Origin of the sequence: Aneurinibacillus terranovensis DSM 18919, from assembly GCF_000430625.1 — a bacterium.
In the GTDB taxonomy this organism is placed as follows: Bacteria; Bacillota; Bacilli; order Aneurinibacillales; family Aneurinibacillaceae; genus Aneurinibacillus_B; species Aneurinibacillus_B terranovensis.
Genome location: NZ_AUMJ01000027.1, coordinates 45,586 through 62,581, shown reverse-complemented (window position 1 = coordinate 62,581; position 16,996 = coordinate 45,586). Strand labels below are relative to the sequence as shown.

At 44.3% G+C, this 16,996-nt stretch carries 17 protein-coding genes and 1 pseudogene; 8 read left to right on the top strand and 10 right to left on the bottom strand.

Features of this window, described 5'->3' with window-relative positions; translation table 11 throughout:
- Nucleotides 1-120: 120 nt before the first annotated feature.
- Together H525_RS0106000 and H525_RS0105995 are read left to right on the top strand one after the other, a co-directional pair.
- Entirely contained in the window at nt 121-1,392 is a 1,272-nt protein-coding gene (locus H525_RS0106000) for an MFS transporter (RefSeq protein WP_051330830.1), read from the top strand.
- Nucleotides 1,393-1,721: 329 nt separating this feature from the next.
- A complete protein-coding gene (locus H525_RS0105995; protein WP_027415469.1) occupies nt 1,722-2,042 on the top strand; it encodes a putative quinol monooxygenase in 321 nt (106 codons plus the stop codon).
- 109 nt (nt 2,043-2,151) lie between these two features.
- Here H525_RS0105995 and tkt read toward each other — a convergent pair whose 3' ends face one another.
- The 8 genes from tkt to H525_RS0105955 form a co-directional block, all read right to left on the bottom strand.
- Nucleotides 2,152-4,155, bottom strand: coding sequence for a transketolase (gene tkt / locus H525_RS0105990; RefSeq protein WP_027415468.1), 2,004 nt, complete (start codon nt 4,153-4,155; stop codon nt 2,152-2,154).
- A 515-nt stretch (nt 4,156-4,670) separates the two neighbouring features.
- Complete coding sequence (locus H525_RS0105985) at nt 4,671-6,197, bottom strand: phospholipase D-like domain-containing protein (protein WP_027415467.1); 1,527 nt, start codon at nt 6,195-6,197, stop codon at nt 4,671-4,673.
- Nucleotides 6,198-6,358: 161 nt separating this feature from the next.
- Nucleotides 6,359-7,282, bottom strand: a complete 924-nt coding sequence (locus H525_RS0105980; protein ID WP_155837157.1) for a hypothetical protein — start codon at nt 7,280-7,282, stop codon at nt 6,359-6,361.
- A gap of 46 nt (nt 7,283-7,328) precedes the next feature.
- Nucleotides 7,329-8,237: a DUF6114 domain-containing protein gene (locus tag H525_RS25370; RefSeq protein ID WP_051330829.1), complete on the bottom strand. Its 909-nt coding sequence runs from the start codon at nt 8,235-8,237 to the stop codon at nt 7,329-7,331.
- A 23-nt stretch (nt 8,238-8,260) separates the two neighbouring features.
- A complete protein-coding gene (locus H525_RS22960) occupies nt 8,261-8,872 on the bottom strand; it encodes a DUF6230 family protein (protein ID WP_051330828.1) in 612 nt (203 codons plus the stop codon).
- A gap of 175 nt (nt 8,873-9,047) precedes the next feature.
- Nucleotides 9,048-9,782, bottom strand: a complete 735-nt coding sequence (locus H525_RS25365; RefSeq protein ID WP_027415465.1) for a LuxR C-terminal-related transcriptional regulator — start codon at nt 9,780-9,782, stop codon at nt 9,048-9,050.
- 201 nt (nt 9,783-9,983) lie between these two features.
- Nucleotides 9,984-10,715, bottom strand: coding sequence for an SIMPL domain-containing protein (locus tag H525_RS0105960; protein WP_051330827.1), 732 nt, complete (start codon nt 10,713-10,715; stop codon nt 9,984-9,986).
- Nucleotides 10,716-10,796: 81 nt separating this feature from the next.
- Complete coding sequence (locus tag H525_RS0105955) at nt 10,797-10,991, bottom strand: hypothetical protein (RefSeq protein ID WP_027415463.1); 195 nt, start codon at nt 10,989-10,991, stop codon at nt 10,797-10,799.
- Between the two features lie 41 nt (nt 10,992-11,032).
- Between H525_RS0105955 and H525_RS22950 the strand changes: the two genes are divergently transcribed.
- Complete coding sequence (locus H525_RS22950; protein WP_051330826.1) at nt 11,033-12,118, top strand: tetraprenyl-beta-curcumene synthase family protein; 1,086 nt, start codon at nt 11,033-11,035, stop codon at nt 12,116-12,118.
- An 80-nt stretch (nt 12,119-12,198) separates the two neighbouring features.
- Here H525_RS22950 and H525_RS0105945 read toward each other — a convergent pair whose 3' ends face one another.
- The gene (locus H525_RS0105945) at nt 12,199-12,915 is read right to left on the bottom strand and encodes a substrate-binding domain-containing protein (protein WP_425387657.1); all 717 of its coding nucleotides are present in this window, start codon (nt 12,913-12,915) and stop codon (nt 12,199-12,201) included.
- A gap of 153 nt (nt 12,916-13,068) precedes the next feature.
- A pseudogene (locus H525_RS28430) lies at nt 13,069-13,167 on the bottom strand (helix-turn-helix domain-containing protein); the annotation flags it as partial.
- 227 nt (nt 13,168-13,394) lie between these two features.
- On the opposite strand from H525_RS28430, the gene modA reads away from it, so the two are divergent.
- From modA to H525_RS0105920, 5 genes are all read left to right on the top strand, one after another.
- On the top strand, nt 13,395-14,213 hold the full coding sequence (gene modA, locus H525_RS0105940) for a molybdate ABC transporter substrate-binding protein (protein ID WP_027415461.1): 819 nt from the start codon (nt 13,395-13,397) through the stop codon (nt 14,211-14,213).
- Nucleotides 14,210-14,890 (top strand): molybdate ABC transporter permease subunit, encoded by a 681-nt coding sequence (modB, locus tag H525_RS0105935; RefSeq protein ID WP_027415460.1) that lies wholly within the window; start codon nt 14,210-14,212, stop codon nt 14,888-14,890. The genes modA and modB overlap by 4 nt, the downstream gene beginning before the upstream one ends.
- A 1-nt stretch (nt 14,891) precedes the next feature.
- Nucleotides 14,892-15,995 (top strand): sulfate/molybdate ABC transporter ATP-binding protein, encoded by a 1,104-nt coding sequence (locus tag H525_RS0105930; RefSeq protein WP_027415459.1) that lies wholly within the window; start codon nt 14,892-14,894, stop codon nt 15,993-15,995.
- Nucleotides 15,992-16,162 (top strand): globin family protein, encoded by a 171-nt coding sequence (locus H525_RS27035; RefSeq protein ID WP_155837156.1) that lies wholly within the window; start codon nt 15,992-15,994, stop codon nt 16,160-16,162. The genes H525_RS0105930 and H525_RS27035 overlap by 4 nt, the downstream gene beginning before the upstream one ends.
- A 277-nt stretch (nt 16,163-16,439) precedes the next feature.
- Nucleotides 16,440-16,961: a helix-turn-helix transcriptional regulator gene (locus H525_RS0105920; RefSeq protein WP_051330825.1), complete on the top strand. Its 522-nt coding sequence runs from the start codon at nt 16,440-16,442 to the stop codon at nt 16,959-16,961.
- Nucleotides 16,962-16,996 lie beyond the last annotated feature (35 nt).

Below are 16,996 nucleotides of genomic sequence, written 5' to 3'. Positions count from 1 at the left end.
AAAGCGACTTTTCTGAACGGACGGCAGGAATGTTGATATTCAATGATTTAGAAATCACCTATTCCAATCTCTTTAATCGTGATACAGTTAGTAGGTATAGAGAAAAAGGAGAGATTATTCGTGAAGCATGTGGTTTCGTCCCCTGTTGTAGGGGGCATTTCACCATTGAAAAAGAAAGAAAGCCGTCCCTGGCAACTCTGGGCGGTTGTGTCGGTCGCTTATTTATTGATTGTCAGCCAACGTACGGCACCCGGGATCATTAGCGATCATTTATTAAAAGAATTCCACACATCCGGTTCTGTACTCGGATGGATCAGTGGGCTGCAATTCCTTATGTATATGGTACTACAAATTCCTGTCGGACTGTGGGGAGATAAATTCGGTCCCATGCGTTTTTTGATTTTTGGCGTTGTTTGCAACGGGATTGGAACTCTTGTATACAGTCTGGCCTCCAGTCTTAGTATATTGCTGATTGGTCGCGTTTTAGTAGGGTTAGGAGACGCCATGATCTGGGTGAATTGCGTGCTTATGTTTAGCCTTGTTTTTAACAGGGAAGAATTCGCCTCGGCTCTTGGTTGGACTGGAACGATGGGCAATATGGGCGGACTTCTGACCACCATGCCTCTCGCATGGTGGGTTACCCTTTCTGGTTGGCGAATGCCCTTTGAAATTATGGGTGCCATTTTGCTTATTCATGGAATCATTATGGTATGGACGTTTCAACACAACCCTGTTGTCTCCCCAAAAAGGGATGAAGAACCAAAAGACAATGCGGTGTCTATTCTGCGCGAGGTACTATGTAAAAAGCAATCCTGGCCCCCTTTTTTATGCCATTTTGGCATCGTTGGCACGTATGCAGGCTTTATCAGCCTCTGGGCCGTTCCTTTTTTGTTGGATATTTATGGAATGAGCAGGACAGCCGCCGCCGGAATGGTCGGTGTCGGATTGATTGGCGCTTCCATCGGGGGGCCGATTACCGGTATGCTGTCGGATAAAATGAGAGAAAGACGTAAACCCTATATCTTTTTGCAGGCGATGGTTGTCATTATGTGGGCGCTCTTTTTAGTTACCGGTGTTCGTCCCCCCATCTGGGCAATGTATTGCTTGTTTTTCCTGCTTGGTTTTGGAAATGGGGGGAGCATGCTTACATTTGCCTCCATTCGTGAGACATTTCCACCAACCCAGGTCGGGGTTTTATCCGGGCTGGCAAATACAGGCGGATTTTTAAGTGCGGTATTGGTGCCGCCAATCATGGGGAAAATTCTTGATGATCTTGGAATGCACGCAGCCTCTTCCTATCAAATCGCATTTATTGTCCCCTGCGTATTCTCATTAATTGGATTGCTGGGGGCTCTGCTTCTTCCGAAAAAGGGTTTGGGCTCGCTGAGATAGCCGAGATATTGTTTGCTCAGCCTCAGCTGAAAGCTTGATGCCTGTAAATAAACGCATGACTCTTTGCCTCCTGTTCAATGATTTGAAACAACATGAATTATTCATAGCATATATTGAGCCAGATATGGAAAATCCTCTTGAATAGTAGTAATATGGGGAATATTACTTTTCTACCCGAATAAGAAAGAGCAACTCAGTCTATGTTCCTGCGCCCTTGGCTTGGCGCTAGTCAAATTTTCTTTATCGTCTATATCCGAACAAACATCGATAAAACGATTTGGGCATTCAACCATCGTACAACAAATATGTAAAGATAAGGAGAGAATGTTATGTATATCGTTCATGTTTCCATTAAGGTTAAGGAGCAGCACATTTCTGCGTTCAGGAAAGTTAGCATTGAGAATGCACGAAACAGTTTAAACGAAACAGGAGTAGCAAGGTTTGACGTTTTACAGCAACAGGATGATCCATCGAACTTTTTATTGGTTGAGGTGTACTACACACCGGAAGCTCAATTGAAACATAGAGAAACAGAACACTTCAAAAAATGGCGTGCTGCGATAGCTGATATGATAGCTGAGCCTTACACATTCGTAAAATATGATAATTCTTTTCCAAATGAGTCAGGCTGGGCAAATGTGAGCCAGTAAGCTTTAAGCATAACAAAATTTAATTCGAATAAAAGAAAAATGCCCATTGCTAACTAGCACGGGCATTTTTCATACTTATCGATTTAATTTAACAACATTAGAACGAAGTCTACAGCAATTTCTGAGCCATTAATACAATGTTTTCAACGGTAAATCCGAATTCTTTGATCAGCTTCTCACCAGGGGCAGAAGCACCGAATGTATCGATGCCGATAATAGCTCCTTGGCTGCCCGTATAACGTTCCCAGCCAAACGGTGCAGCCATTTCAATGGCAATTCGCGCTTTGACATTCGGCGGAAGAACGGAATCTTTATATTCTTTCGGCTGCTTTTCGAACAATTCCCAGCTTGGCATGCTTACTACCCGTGCCGCAATATTTTTCTCTGCCAGAGCTTTCTGTGCTTCCACCGCCAGATGCACTTCCGATCCGGAAGCAAGTAAAATCACCTGCGGTTCTTTGTCCGAGTCGGAAAGCACGTAGGCACCGCGCGCTACATTTTGGATTACTTCAGCTGCCGTCGTTTCGAGCACGGGAAGCCCTTGACGCGAAAGAACCATCGCAACCGGCTCCTGACTTTCGCTCACGGCATAATGGTAAGCCGCCATTGTTTCGTTCGCATCTGCCGGGCGCATTACTGTCAGGCTAGGCATGGCGCGGAGCGATGGAAGCTGTTCGATCGGTTCATGGGTTGGACCATCCTCCCCTACCGCAATACTGTCGTGGGTAAATACATACATGACTGGCAGCTTCATTAATGCCGCCAACCGGATAGACGGGCGCAGATAGTCGGAAAAAACGAAGAACGTTCCGCCAAACACTTTCACCCCTCCGTGGAGAGCCATTCCGTTCATTGCAGCACCCATAGCGTGTTCCCGCACCCCGAACCATAGGTTGCGTCCGGCATAATTATCGAAATGGAACGCGGGTGTATCCTTGAGCGTTGTTTTTGTGGAAGAAGCCAGGTCGGCTGATCCGCCGAGGAAGTATGGAACGGTTTTCGCAATCGCGTTTAATACTTTGCCGGAAGCATCGCGTGTGGCGATTTTTCCGTCTTCCGGTTTAAACAAAGGTAAACTTGATTCCCACTGGTCAGGAAGCTGCCCGTCCATGGCTTTTTCCAGCATCCCGGCTTCTTGCGGGTATGCTTTCTTATACGATTCCCATTTGGCTTTCCATGCGGCTTCTTCGTTTGCCCCCTGTTCCTTCAGCTTTGCAAAGTACTGGCGCACTTCTTCAGGAACGTGAAACGGTTCATGGTTCCATTTGTATGCTTCTTTCACAAGCTTGACTTCGTCGGCGCCAAGCGGAGAGCCGTGAGCAGCCGATTTTCCGCCTTTGTTCGGGCTTCCAAAGCCGATTATGGTGCGAATTTCAATCAGTGTAGGCCGCTGTTCATCTTTTTTCGCTTCCGCAATCGCCTTTTCAATTTCCTGCACATCGTTTCCGTCTTTGACTTCAAGCGTTTGCCAACCATATGACTCAAAACGTTTGCGGACATCTTCGGTAAACGCGTGAGCCGTTTCTCCATCAAGCGAAATATTATTTGAATCGTAGAGCGCAATCAACCGGCCGAGTTTAAGGTGACCGGCGAGGGAAGCCGCTTCGGCTGATACGCCTTCCATTAAGTCCCCGTCACCGACCAATGTGTACGTATAATGGTTAATAATTTCATGTCCAGCACGATTGTATGTAGAAGCAAGAAAACGCTCGGTCATAGCCATTCCTACTGCCATGGAGATTCCCTGGCCGAGCGGACCGGTTGTAGCGTCTACGCCGGGTGTATGGCCATATTCAGGATGACCCGGTGTGAGGCTTCCCCACTGGCGAAATTGCTTAAGGTCTTCTGTGGATACATCATATCCGCTTACGTGCAGTAAGCTATATAATAAGGCTGAGCCATGGCCGGCGGATAAAACAAACCGGTCGCGGTTAAACCACGCAGGATTGGCTGGATTATGTTTCAAAAATTTCGCCCAGAGTGTATAAGCCATAGGCGCGGCGCCCATCGGCAGACCCGGGTGTCCTGAATTCGCTGCTTCAACCTGGTCGATGGATAACGTTCGCAGTGTGGCGATGGCTAATTGGTCAATGGTGCTTACTTCTGTCGTCATTACAAATCCCCTTTCGTTTCTTACCCTTTGAGTTACATGAAATAATAATAAAGTCCTCAAGTGCTATATCTAGATGTCATTCTTAATCATACTATATTTTTTCCCCTTTTCTAATTAAATTCAACAATACTTGCTAAATATTTCTGTCTTTTCTCATGCTTTTCCTTTTTACTGGTTGTTTTATCTTTGTCATATGACAGGAGAATGTGGTTTGAATTTTGTTTTTTGGCTAAACTACGCAGTATTTTTGTACTGTTTGGTTGGATAGCACACTCTTGTTTTATTGAAATTCAGCAAATCACCACCCCTTTGTATGCTTTACTATGGAATCTTCCAATCGGTATTTGGAAAACTTAATGACAGAAATGGGCTTCGAAAGATATCAAAGCCTTAAGACATGGGATTAACCCCCTATGGGGAAGGGGGTTGGGGAGAAAAACAACAACAAACTAAAAAACCATGTACTAGATAAGATTGGAACGTAGTTTTTCATCTGATGTCGGAGTGTGTGCGTGCTACAACAACGGGGCAAGCAGGCGCGCTGCTTGCTCAATGATGCGCTCTGAACGGGAACGCTCCAGCAATTCTTCCATTCGCAAAGGTACGGAATCAGTGAGATCGCGCTCGAATTGCTCCGTGAGTTCCCTTGCCACGTCAGCACTGTATAAGATTTCGCACACCTCGTAATTTAGGCGATAACTTCTCATATCATAATTCGCCGAACCTACCTCAGCAATCTCCCCGTCGATGACCATCACCTTCGCGTGCAATATACCTTTGTTGTACAAGTAGATTTGGCCCCCGGCTTCCAACAGTTCTCCGTAGAAGGTGCGGCTTGCAGGACCCACGATTTTGGGAACCACATGGCGGGGAACCAGCAATCTTACGCGCACACCGCGCGCCACAGCTGTCTTTATCGCCATAATGATATCTGCATCGGGCACAAAGTAAGGGTTGGTGATGTCGATGGTATCGGTTGCCTGTGTCATGCAAATGAAATAGGCCTCCCGGATGACTTGAGTAGGAATTCCCGGATTACCTTCCAACGTCTGCACGTACGCTTCCTGCAGCGCCTTTGTGCCCGGGACAGCAACGCCGGTGTCATCCATGGTGTCCAACTCAGCTCCCCATTCTGCCGACCATCCGGGAAGATTAGCCCTGCCGGGTGAAGCGATGTTTTGCGATATACGCTCTGAACCCTGAATGGGCTTTCGCGTATCCTCAACTTTTGTATTCCAACGTGTCATCGTCTTTATTCGTTCCGGCGAAGCGATGTTCCAATGGGCGTCGAATATAGCCTGCAAATCGACTGCAACTTCACCCACAATTCGCAAATGAGTGTCGCGCCAGAACCCTACATTCGGCTTCAATCCGGTATACTCATACCCAACGTTGATACCACCTGTAAAAGCTTCCTTTCCGTCGATCACGACGATCTTACAATGATCCCGGTAAGTCAAAGTAGACATAAACCAAGGGAAGCGCAATGGAAATATCGTCCGGCACTCAATCCCGGCCTCCAACATCCGATTGATTTGATGCCGCGGAAATTTCCGGCTCCCCCAACCGTCTCTCACAAAGCGGACCCGAACACCGTCCACGGCCCGCTCGATCAGCAGGTCGGTGATTCGCCTGCCAATTTGGTCATCCCGGTATATGTAATATTCCAGATCAATCGTTCTTTGTGCGTTTTGTACGGATTCCATGAGTTTTTCATATGTTTCAATACCGTTCGTAAGCACCTGAACCCGGCTGGTCCGAAGTCCATGCACAGTAAAATGCCGTAAAGAATGAGCGATGATTGAGGCTGAGCGGCTGAATGAATCTGGCAACGTGTCCGACTCATTATGCGGAGAAGTCAGTCTTTTTCGATGAATGCGCTTGGGATTCGTTGTGATGAGATAGAGTCCGAATCCGATGACAGGCAAAACGAGGCAGATGGTTAGCCAATTCAAGGCCTTGGCCGGCCTGCGCACCTCGCGGATCGCTAAGATTAACATGAAGAACGTATTTACTAGGTATAGCCAAAGAATCCACACCAATGAAATCCCTCCCTTGTTCATCCATAACATGTGCAAACTGTGACCGGCGTATACGCTTGGAATTCCAAATGATGCGCTCGGAGGGTAAAATTCGTCATCATACTCAAGATCATCCCGTAAAAAAATCTCCCTGCCGCCTGCAGGGAGATTTAAAAAATGTGTTAATTCACGTATGATGTACGGCTGCCTTCTTCAATGACCATCTCAAAATGTGGGATAGTGATGGTAGCAGCATGCAGCGAATGGGCATTAAATTTAGCTTCGGAAACCTGTAACGGAATGCCTGCGATTTTTGTTAGATCGGAAGCCAACTGATCTTCGGGATTCTGCTTCCAGTAATACCGTAAGGGAATGATTTGGTTGTCGGATGTGGGAATAAGCATTTCTTTCGCGTAATACTCAGATACATTCATGCTTCCACTACCTACTGTAACGATTTCGTTTTCCTGTTTGGTTCTATAGCTAATTGTGAATGATTGACCATTCATTGAAAAATTTTTATATAGTGAAAATTCACTCATCGTCATATCCGGCCAAGAAATAGAAGCAACAAGATTCGTTCCTTCCGATGTTTCTCCATTGACTTCTCCCACTTGAGACAGACTGGTTGTCAAACGATTGGCTTCAACAACAAATCCTCCAATTCCCTGCTTTTTCGGAAAAGGGCCGGTTGGTGGCGGCGCTTCCTGTGAAGGATCACTATCCTGATTCCCTGTTTGAGACTGTATTTCCGGGGTTGCAGACTGAGCCTCCTGAGCGCCCGGGAGTGGCTTTGTTCCCTGATTATCTGTCCCTGGTTGGCTGCCTTGGCTTCCCGGGGCAGGTGAATTTTCCTGGTCTTGATTTTCTGCGGCGGGAGAATTTCTCCGGTTTTCCGATGCCGAAATGTCCCCTTGGCCCCCGTTACCCGCTGCAGGTTGATTATCTTCTGCAGCAGCTGGCTGGTCTGTCAACTCACCCAAAACAGGCAGCGCGTTAATCGCTCCACTAATCAGAAGAGAAATGAGAAACACAGGCAGAGCCGATACAATAATTGAAAGCAAACAAAAAAATTTTTTTCGCTGCAGCATTCGACGAATTGGCATGACCCGGCTCAATCCCCCCTTTGTTTCATTTAAAAAGGCATCTTTTCTAAAAAGGTATCTCTTCCCCGGCATGCAGGTGGTAATCATGCACCGGCCCATTCCAGGCGATAACCAGCATCCCACCCAGAATGCCTGTAATTCCTCCGATAATAAATCCACCGGCCGCCCCGATAAACGACAAAACCGAAACGATAATAACCAGCGAGCCGAGCAGCATTTGCATCGCCGGATATATCACAACAAGTAGAGCAAGGGTTAACATAAGAGAGCCGATGACCATTCCCGACCACATTAATCCGCTGCCAGGTAAAAATAAGAACGGTGCAATATCAATACCAATCCACATCACCAATAATCCGCCAACAAATACAAGGACTCCCCCTAGCACCGGACGAAACCGATTCCCGGCAAAAATATATCCTGGCAGTAAGGCAAGCAGCAAACTAACAGCAAAAGAAAACAAAAAACCGATCCCCTTTTGTAAAACGACGTAGCTGGCAGGAGAAAAAACTTTAGACATCACCCAATCAATCACCCAATTTCCCGACCAGGCACCAAGGAACCCTAAAAATGTGATGGTTGATATTTCCCAACTGAAAGCCATGTAGCGCTTCTTTTCTTTTTCTCCATTTACATATGCGGCCACTCCCCAGCCAAAAAGAATGTCTCCCAGAATCGCGCCACTCACAGGGATAAGCAATCCTGAATGCGGAAAGACATGGGCAGCCAGTAGTACACCTGGTAGGAGCCCAGCCATTCCATAGTTTAGCGCCTGGCAGAACTTCTCCTTTTTTAATCGGATAAGACACTCCATAACAAAGAAAGCAAGCAGAATCGTACATCCGGCTCCAATTATGGCTCCTTTCACCCATCCCTTGAACAAGATGCCTCCGGTGAATGCCCCGACAAGCATATAGGCCGGTGACAGTCGCAGAATTTCTCTCCCTTTTTTCAATCGATACACCTCCGTTGCCATTGCTAGAAGTCGCCGAACAGCACCCCGCCCGATGCACTTAAGGGCAGGATTTTGAACTTCATATTAGGAATATTCATCGTATTAGCCAGCAAACTGTGCGTATTTAACTGGGCATTCGTGAGATGGAGGGATGGAGCCTGTAAGTCCAGCTTTTTAAGCGGATCGGAATCGTAGTGTTCTTCAATATCGAGATTACTAAACGACGCCATATCGGCTGTTAAGCCGCTGACCCGCATTTTCATTCCGCCACCGGTCACATCACCGTCTGCCGTGATTACGACGCGTACCTTGGAAATTCCAAGTGGCCCGAGCTGGCTGCTAACATCCAGATCTTTAGAAAGATTTAATCCCTTTATTGTGCTGCTGTCCAGCTCTATAGCGGCCTCAGGCAACATTTGTTTTTCGGAAGATTGCCCTACCGCCGGGTACTGCTTGAAGTTGGTCCCGGTAATGTCTGTTGCGGAAACCACAAATCCGCCAATCCCTGTTAAAGGAAACGCAGCAAAAGCGGTTCCAGTGGAAAATAATGTGATAAGCAGGACGCCTAACCCGCCAAATCCCAGACCACCTGCTGTAAGAAAACGCCGTTTATTAATGTTTAATGCATTTTTCAATTCGATCGTTCCCCCTCTTATGCGCTCGATAATTGAAATTAATTGAAATTGCCTTCCTTGCCTGTATAACCTGATGCATTCACACAATTAAAAAAATGAAATCGCTTACAATAAAATGTGTTTAAATTTCTCACTCCCCTTTCGTAAGGTATCTGATGTTTCCCTATCTGCACTATTATTTTAAAGCGGAGCCGTAATTCACACTATCCCTTATTTTGTCGGTATACCTTTGCAAACTATAACCGATAAGTCCGAACTGGAGCGCAATAGCGACTGCTTCCGTCCGGTTTCTTGCCCTTAGCTTGTCTGTTGCGGATTGCAAGTAGTCCCGGGCGGTATATTCGCTTAATTGTAAAAGGGCAGCCATTTCTTTCGTGCTCTCGCCATAAGCAGCAAGCTGTAATACTTCGATTTCACGTGGGCTAAGGATGCGTTTACTTTGTAAAAAAGCGTTATGTTTGATCTCCATTTTTGATTGAATAATTTTTACAGCATGGTTACCGAATTGCACACATAAATGAAGCATCTCGTCTGTTGGCTCAAAATAAAGCCCTTCCCGGTCAACTAGTATGCTTCCAATAACCTTCTGTTTGCCGATCAGGGGTATAATAATTAAAGAAGTCAGGTTAAATTTTTTTACATAGCGTTCGGGCAGCCCGTTTATTCCGGAAACTTCGGGAAAATAGACAGGATGGGGAGACGATATCGTCATTGGGCAGGCCGGGGCTTTCGACCACGGTTCGGAGATTTTTTCGATCGGATGGGCTGTAAAATTAAACCCCAGGTATCCCTGGATCGTTTGCCGTTCAGCTGAGTACAGAAAAAAAGCGACTCGTTTAAAATTCAGAAGGTCAGCAAACACTTCCGCCGCGTTTTGCAGCGAGTTCAATTCATTGCATGGATGATTCATGCCCTCATTCCTCTCCTTTTTCATGTTTGATACATAACGGTTTAATAAAAAAAATTAACAATTCTCAATTTTCATTATACATTATGTGTATAAAATTGGTAAGGAGTATGATGTTTGAAAATCCTAAACTAAAATCCGGAATACGACCGTATACGCAGCCATTTTCCGGATTTTTGATGTTTTTGTATGACATCCATTTTTTTAGAAAGAGTACGTTACCGTAACGAACTCCTGAATATTCATCGCTCCAGGATACAGTTGAGTTTGGGCTGCCTTCGCATCCATGCTCGCGGAAGATCCCATGGTATTCATAAAAATCGGCCCTGGATTTGTCCCATTTTCGTTCATTTGCACGATTTCTTTTATTGTAACCCCGGCACGCTTGGCCATTTGCTCCGCTTTTAAACGGGCATTATCTATCGCTTCTTCCGTTGCCTGCTCTTGATATTTCTCAATTTCTCCCGAATTAAACATTACATTGTCAATTCGATTAGCTCCTGCCGCTGTCACTTTGTCCAATAAAGAGCCAACATTGTCCAGTTGGCGGTAGGTTACTTGAATCGCCTGTTCAACCTGGTATCCGATTAGCTCCTGTTTTTGTTTTTCATAACTGTAATTCGGGTACGTACTGTAGCGTATCGTCTGGATATCCTTGTCCGCAATATTTAAGTTTTTTAACGCCTTCATAATGTTTGCGAACTGCTTAGCATTCGCATTCTGGGCTTCTTTAGCGGTTTTTCCGTTTGTCTGTAATGCCAGCTGTACGATCGCGATATCCGGCTGAACGTCTATTTCCCCTTTACCAACAACCGTAATGGTATGAAGCTGGAATTCTGCAGCTTTAACCTGAGCGGGGGTAATAAATCCTGACAATAATACGCTTCCAAGTAAAGGAGCGCATAACAACATTTTTTGCGTTTTTCCCTTTAGCAACCTCATCCTCTCCTTTTCGGTAAATCTATCTTTTTGACGAAGGGGTTATGGGTAAAGTTGCAAAACACATCCATAGAAATTTCAGAAATCTGTTACAAACATTGCCGCTTTCAATAAGGAAGTGCCAATAAAATGTTGAATTGCACTATAGGTAGGGGTATTATTTTTTAGTGAGGCATTGAAGATGGCCCTTTTTATAAAGAAAACTTGGCCAGATCCGGGCCTATACGCCAAAGAAACTTCAACCGTTGCCATCCAATCCAAAAAAATAAACATTAAGAACCTTCCTAATCAATTAGTTAAAAGGTGTGAAGCCCATGTATCCGAAGGGACCGCTTCGAATGATGTACCGTTTATACCGGCATATTTTCCCTTCTGTTAAAACAGAATTAGACTATTGGCGTGGCCGTGCCAAAAAGATTCCCGATCCTGAATTGCGCAAGCAGGCATTAGCAAGCATCGAAAATAAAAAATTTCATTGTGAAGGCGGATGCGTGTATGCCGCTGGAAACATGGCGCGTAAGGACACGTTAATCCGCCTCATTGTCGCCTATCAAACCATCAGCGATTACCTTGACAATCTGTGTGACCGGTCGACTTCTTTGTATGGGGACAATTTCAAACAATTGCATCAATCCATGCTGGACGCTGTCTCTTTGACACCCCCGACGGTCAATTATTACCAATACAACCACGAAAAAGACGACGGTGGGTACCTGCGTGACCTGGTTTTAACCGTTCAGCAAGAAATCACTAACTTGCCCCATTATGAAAAAATACAACCGGATGTTTATCGGCTAGCTTCCCTTTACTGTGAACTCCAGATTTACAAGCATATGAGCGATTCGCTGCGGGAAGAAAAACTTTTTACTTGGTGGAACGAAAAGAAGGATACTGTACCTGCCACCCTTAAATGGAATGAGTTTGCCGCGGCTACCGGATCGACTATCGGGATTTTTCATCTGTTTCAGGTGGCATCCTTACCCGAATGCACGGCCGAAAGAGTGACTCGAATCGTCCGATCCTATTTTCCATGGATTTGCTCTCTCCATATTCTCTTGGATTATCTCATTGACTTGGAGGAAGACGAACTCGGCGGTGATTTGAATTTTATTTCTTATTACAATAATGACGATGAAATTTATCAGAGGCTGCTGTATGTTGCGGAACAGGCAAAGCTTGGCATTTCCCGGCTGCCGGACCAAAAGTTCCATCTGATGGTCATTGAAGGCCTGGTAGGGCTTTACTTATCGGATGGAAAAGTGTCCCGTCAACCTATGGTAAAGCATGTTGCGGATCGGCTAATTCGTTCGTGTTCTCTGTATGCACGCTTCTTCTTTTTTAACAGCCGGGGCTACCGGGGCAGTCGGGCCGTACTGCAGGCTCCGCCTACCACAAAATAAATGCCGGTCATGGTAGGTGGGAATGGTAAAAAAGCGATGCAGGGATATTCAAACCCCACATCGCTTTAGTCATTTTACTTTTAATTTTCAAAGATTATTTTCCCTGTATCATTTGTATCGTACCCTCCTAATCCCTTTAACTCATCAAGAAATTCCTGTGAGTGCAAAACGTCAAGTATCGTCTGAAAATGAGGCCTTTCCAAATCATGTTTGTACATAACTAAATCATATCGCTCTTTTTGTAATGGTATAAATTCCACTTCAGGCACTTGTAAAGCTGCTTTTTCCGTTCCAACCCCTACATCAGCCAGTTCTCTTGCTACTGCGCTTGCAACAGCAATATGACTCATTTCTTCGTTCGTATATCCTTCTATGCAGCGGGAATCGATCTCTAAAATTCGTAACTTTTCGTCAAGTAATACCCTCGTTCCCGACCCCTTTTCCCGATTTACAAATCGAACCCCAGGTTTAACTATGTCTTCCCAATCAATAATGTTTTTAGGGTTTCCAGGGGCAACAAAAAATCCTACCTTTCGATAAAACAGATTAACAATAACCGCCCTTTGTCCGGGTAAAAATCGTCGCACATACGGGATATTGTATTCTCCAGTCTCTCCATCCCATAAATGAACCGCTACTGCATTTACTGTTTCACGATAAAGAGCAAATAACCCATCAAGACTTCCCACATAAGAACGTAATGAACGGAACATTGGGTTTTTTCTTTCTAAGTACCGACTTAAAATATCAAGCACAATGTCCTGCCCGCACAAAATTACCCCTTTATTTTCTAACACATACTTTTCTATCGAGAAAGATGGGGAGGAAAACGTCGATGGATTACTTTCAGGAGTTGATGATATATGAACACGTTGCGAACGTTGAGAGGGATTTATGTATGCTTCCAGGTCCGAAGGGGAGATCCTCATTTTCTTTCCAACTCGGTACGAAGGAATTTCCCCTCTTTTTACTAATTCATATACCGTGCCTTTAGATATTTTCAAAATCTTCGCAACTTCATCCGGTGTATAGAAAAGCGGATCGGTCATAGCTACACCTCAGTTTTTAAAATCGTCAAAATAAAAAGATTGTCTTTAATTATACCATATTGTAAAATAACATTTAAAATATTCAATGATGTCATGTTTTATTACGTTTAGTGTTATATTTTTTAATTTTATTATATTATATCACATTATTTTTGAATTAGATGTTATATTTTATTACAACAAAGAAATGTAAACATATATAATCAAACAACAAAGGGGATGGAAAAATGAAGGGGAAGGTTTTATCGTTTTTAGTTCCGTTTAGTTTAGTCATTTTGGCGCTGACAGGCTGTACGTCAGGAGAGAAAAGCGCTTCTCCTGCCAGTTCCTCAGCTTCGGCAACCGAAAAGCCTAAAATAACAGTCGCTGCTGCGGCCAACCTCAAGTCCGCATTCAAAGAAATAGCCGCAAACTTCGAGAATAAAACGGGCAGCAAAGTAGAGTTAACTTTTGGTGCAAGCGGAACACTGGAACAGCAAATTGAAAACGGGGCTCCATTTGATGTATTCGCATCGGCAAACGTAAAATTTGTGGACAAGCTTGTATCCGAAGATAAAGCATTTTCCGATACAGAAAAACTTTATGCTAAAGGACGTGTAGGTTTAGCAACGTCCAAAAAAAGCACCATTCAAGTTAAAACATTGCAAGACTTGCTAAAACCTGAAGTAAAGAAAATCGCTCTTGCCAAACCGGAAGCGGCTCCATATGGCGCAGCTGCCAAGCAAGCATTAGAGAAAGCCGGACTTTGGAGCCAAGCGGAGAAGAAAATCGTTTATGCGAAAACAATTGAAGATGCATTGACACTTGTTACTTCAGGAAACACAGAAGCCGGATTCGTCGCCCTGGCCATCGTAAAAGATGATGAGGTCAACTTCTCTCTCATTGATGAAAAACTGCATAAACCTCTTAACCAGGCGATAGCCGTTGTTAAAGCAACGAAACAAGAATCGCTTGCCCGTCAATTTGTAGATTATGTAACGAGCCCGGAAGGTCAGGAAATTATGAAGAAGTATAAGTTTGAAATCCCAACCGGTAAGAAAAAATGACGGAAGAAGTAAATCTTTTTCCCTTGTTTTTATCCGTAAAGGTTGCCTCGCTGGCAACCTTTATCGGTATTCTAATCGGACTTCCTATAGCCTACTATTTAAGCCGCTCAAAAGGCAAAATGAATGACATGATTGACTCGCTGCTTACGCTGCCTGTCGTGTTACCTCCTACTGTTATTGGATATTATTTGCTCGTTTTACTAGGACGCGAGAGCTGGATTGGTAAGTTTCTTGAGAAAAATTTCGATATTATGATTGTCTTTACACCTACAGGAGCCGTGATTGCCGCCTGCGTCATTTCGATTCCTTTTCTTATTAAAACAGCCCGTGCTGCTTTCACAGGAGTAGATAAAGATATCATAGATGCCGCACGATTATTAGGAAGAACGGATGCAAATATCTTTTTTAGTATCATCATCCCTCTCGCATGGCGTGGGATTGCTTCTGGCGTGATTCTGACTTTTGCGCGAGCGCTGGGCGATTTTGGAACAACATTGATGGTTTCAGGCAGCATTCCGGATCAGACAATCACGATGCCGATTGCCATTTATGACGCCATGCAAGAAGGAAACGAAGAGTTAACCAATATTCTCGTCGGAATTATGACGGGAGTTGCTCTCACATTTCTTTTTGCTTTGAATCGTTTAGAGAAAAAAATGAGAAAAGGAGAGCATTAACATGCTGGAAGTTTCTATTACAAAAAGTCTTGAAACCATGACGCTCACCTCCTCCTTTTCTGTTCAAAATGAGATTTTGGGTGTATTGGGACCTTCAGGATGCGGGAAAAGCATGACACTTCGTTGCATCGCCGGTCTCCAAACACCGACAACGGGTAAGATTATACTTAATAACAAAACACTGTACGATTCTAAAACCAATACAAGCATTCCGCCGCGACTGCGCAATATCGGCTATGTCTTTCAGAATTATGCCTTATTCCCTCACCTAACCGTTGCTCAAAATATTGGATATGGAATTCGCCAGCTGAACAAAACAGAACAAAACAGAGCAATTCATGACATGATTGAACGGATGAAATTAGACGGCTTGGAAAATCGTTATCCTAAACAGTTGTCAGGCGGACAGCAACAGCGGGCAGCACTGGCGCGTACCCTTATCACAAAACCTGAGTTATTGCTTTTAGACGAGCCATTCTCTGCTTTGGACAGCCATGTAAAAAGTCAGCTAGAACATGAACTGCTCCATATCATTAAAAACAGCTATACAGGAACAATTCTTCTCGTGACGCATGATTTACAAGAAGCTTATAAGCTGTGTGACCGAATTTTAATGTTCTCAAATGGAAAAACCGTACAAATAGGAAAGAAAGACGATATCCTCAACCATCCTGTAAACCTAACGGCAGCAAGGATTACCGGTTGTAAAAATTTATTTCCGGTAGAAGTTGGACACGAACGGGGATCTAATGTTTTCGTCAGGACAAACAAGTTTGAACTTAAAGTAAAAAATCAAAAAGATTGCATCTACAAATCCAGGATGATTGCAGGAGTCCGCGCCCACCACATCCAACTTCATCCAACGAACCGCGGTGGTATCAATACATTTCCTTGTGAAGTGATTAGTTACGTTGAAAGTGCATTCTCAACGACTGTTCGGGTGCAATGTAAGGGACAAAGATTTCAAGTGGAAATAGCCAAAAAAGACTGGCGTCGTCTTATTGGCTCTAACAATACCACTCTCTATCTTCATATTCCTCCCGAACATATTTTTCTTGTTCCATATGAAGAGAGCGATTGGAGTACGAATGAGGTAATCTTATGAAAAAACGTAAAAGGGCTCATTATAGCGCAATGGAAAAAGCCCATTCCAAATTAACCATCAACAACGATCACTTTGATCGTTTTATGAATCACTTGACCGCTCCCCTCTCCCATTGCCAGGTAGGAGAAAAAGAAATAACGGAGCTTACGGCCTTACTCTTGATATGAGAGCAGGGATTGTTAGATAGCTGCACGCTCCCATGAAAAATTGGTGGTTTTTAATCTATTCTAACTCAATCTCAATCCTTCACCCATCGTCTCTTTAAGGGATGGAGAAGACTTGTTCTTCTTCTCCCTTTTTTATTTTTGCTCGTTGCTACTATGATCCCCAAATGAAAGTTATCCTTTCTTAATTTACAAAAAAACAATTGACCTTTTTTCATAAAAAGTGTAATTTTACACTATAGGGATAATTTTTCATTATTCTTTACGAAAGGAGTTTGTTATGGATGGGGAACAACAACCAACATTCACAAAAGAAACATTTAACCGTTTGATATCCGAGAAGATACGTCTTATCCGTACGGAAGCAAACCTCACCCAGGAGCAAATGGCAGACGTGATCGGCCTTTCCAAAAAGACGCTTGTCCAGGTGGAAAAAGAGCGAAAAACGCTTGGCTTTACAGCCTCAGCCCTGGTTGGCGTACTTTTCCGTGAAAGTGAGATTATTCAGGCCATTTTTGGAGAATCCGTGCTGGACCTTATTGACCTGATCGCCTTTCACGAAACCGGACGGGAGCCGTCAGGTATGTCTATGGATTGGATTCAGCGTGCAAAAGCAAAGGCGCGTTACAAAACGATGGGAAAGCCAATTTGGTGGAAGGAGGAAAAAGCCGGACATGCCTATTCTCTTCAAACCCATATTCTAACCGGCCATTTTCGGATTGTGGACAGAGAAAATGCCCTCCACTACTATGGTTTGGACGAAGATGAGGCGAACAAGCAATTTAACGAGTTAGAAAAATAACAACGAATATTTAGTATGGGAGAGATTGGAGTTGG

What these genes read in the sequence shown, in the direction of transcription:
- H525_RS0105995 (WP_027415469.1), top strand. Translation starts at nt 1,722, where the DNA reads ATGTATATCGTTCATGTTTCCATTAAGGTTAAGGAGCAGCACATTTCT.
- tkt (WP_027415468.1), bottom strand. Translation starts at nt 4,155, where the DNA reads ATGACGACAGAAGTAAGCACCATTGACCAATTAGCCATCGCCACACTG.
- H525_RS0105980 (WP_155837157.1), bottom strand. Translation starts at nt 7,282, where the DNA reads ATGCCAATTCGTCGAATGCTGCAGCGAAAAAAATTTTTTTGTTTGCTT.
- H525_RS25365 (WP_027415465.1), bottom strand. Translation starts at nt 9,782, where the DNA reads ATGAATCATCCATGCAATGAATTGAACTCGCTGCAAAACGCGGCGGAA.
- H525_RS0105955 (WP_027415463.1), bottom strand. Translation starts at nt 10,991, where the DNA reads ATGTTTATTTTTTTGGATTGGATGGCAACGGTTGAAGTTTCTTTGGCG.
- H525_RS22950 (WP_051330826.1), top strand. Translation starts at nt 11,033, where the DNA reads ATGTATCCGAAGGGACCGCTTCGAATGATGTACCGTTTATACCGGCAT.
- modA (WP_027415461.1), top strand. Translation starts at nt 13,395, where the DNA reads ATGAAGGGGAAGGTTTTATCGTTTTTAGTTCCGTTTAGTTTAGTCATT.
- modB (WP_027415460.1), top strand. Translation starts at nt 14,210, where the DNA reads ATGACGGAAGAAGTAAATCTTTTTCCCTTGTTTTTATCCGTAAAGGTT.
- H525_RS0105930 (WP_027415459.1), top strand. Translation starts at nt 14,892, where the DNA reads ATGCTGGAAGTTTCTATTACAAAAAGTCTTGAAACCATGACGCTCACC.
- H525_RS27035 (WP_155837156.1), top strand. Translation starts at nt 15,992, where the DNA reads ATGAAAAAACGTAAAAGGGCTCATTATAGCGCAATGGAAAAAGCCCAT.
- H525_RS0105920 (WP_051330825.1), top strand. Translation starts at nt 16,440, where the DNA reads ATGGATGGGGAACAACAACCAACATTCACAAAAGAAACATTTAACCGT.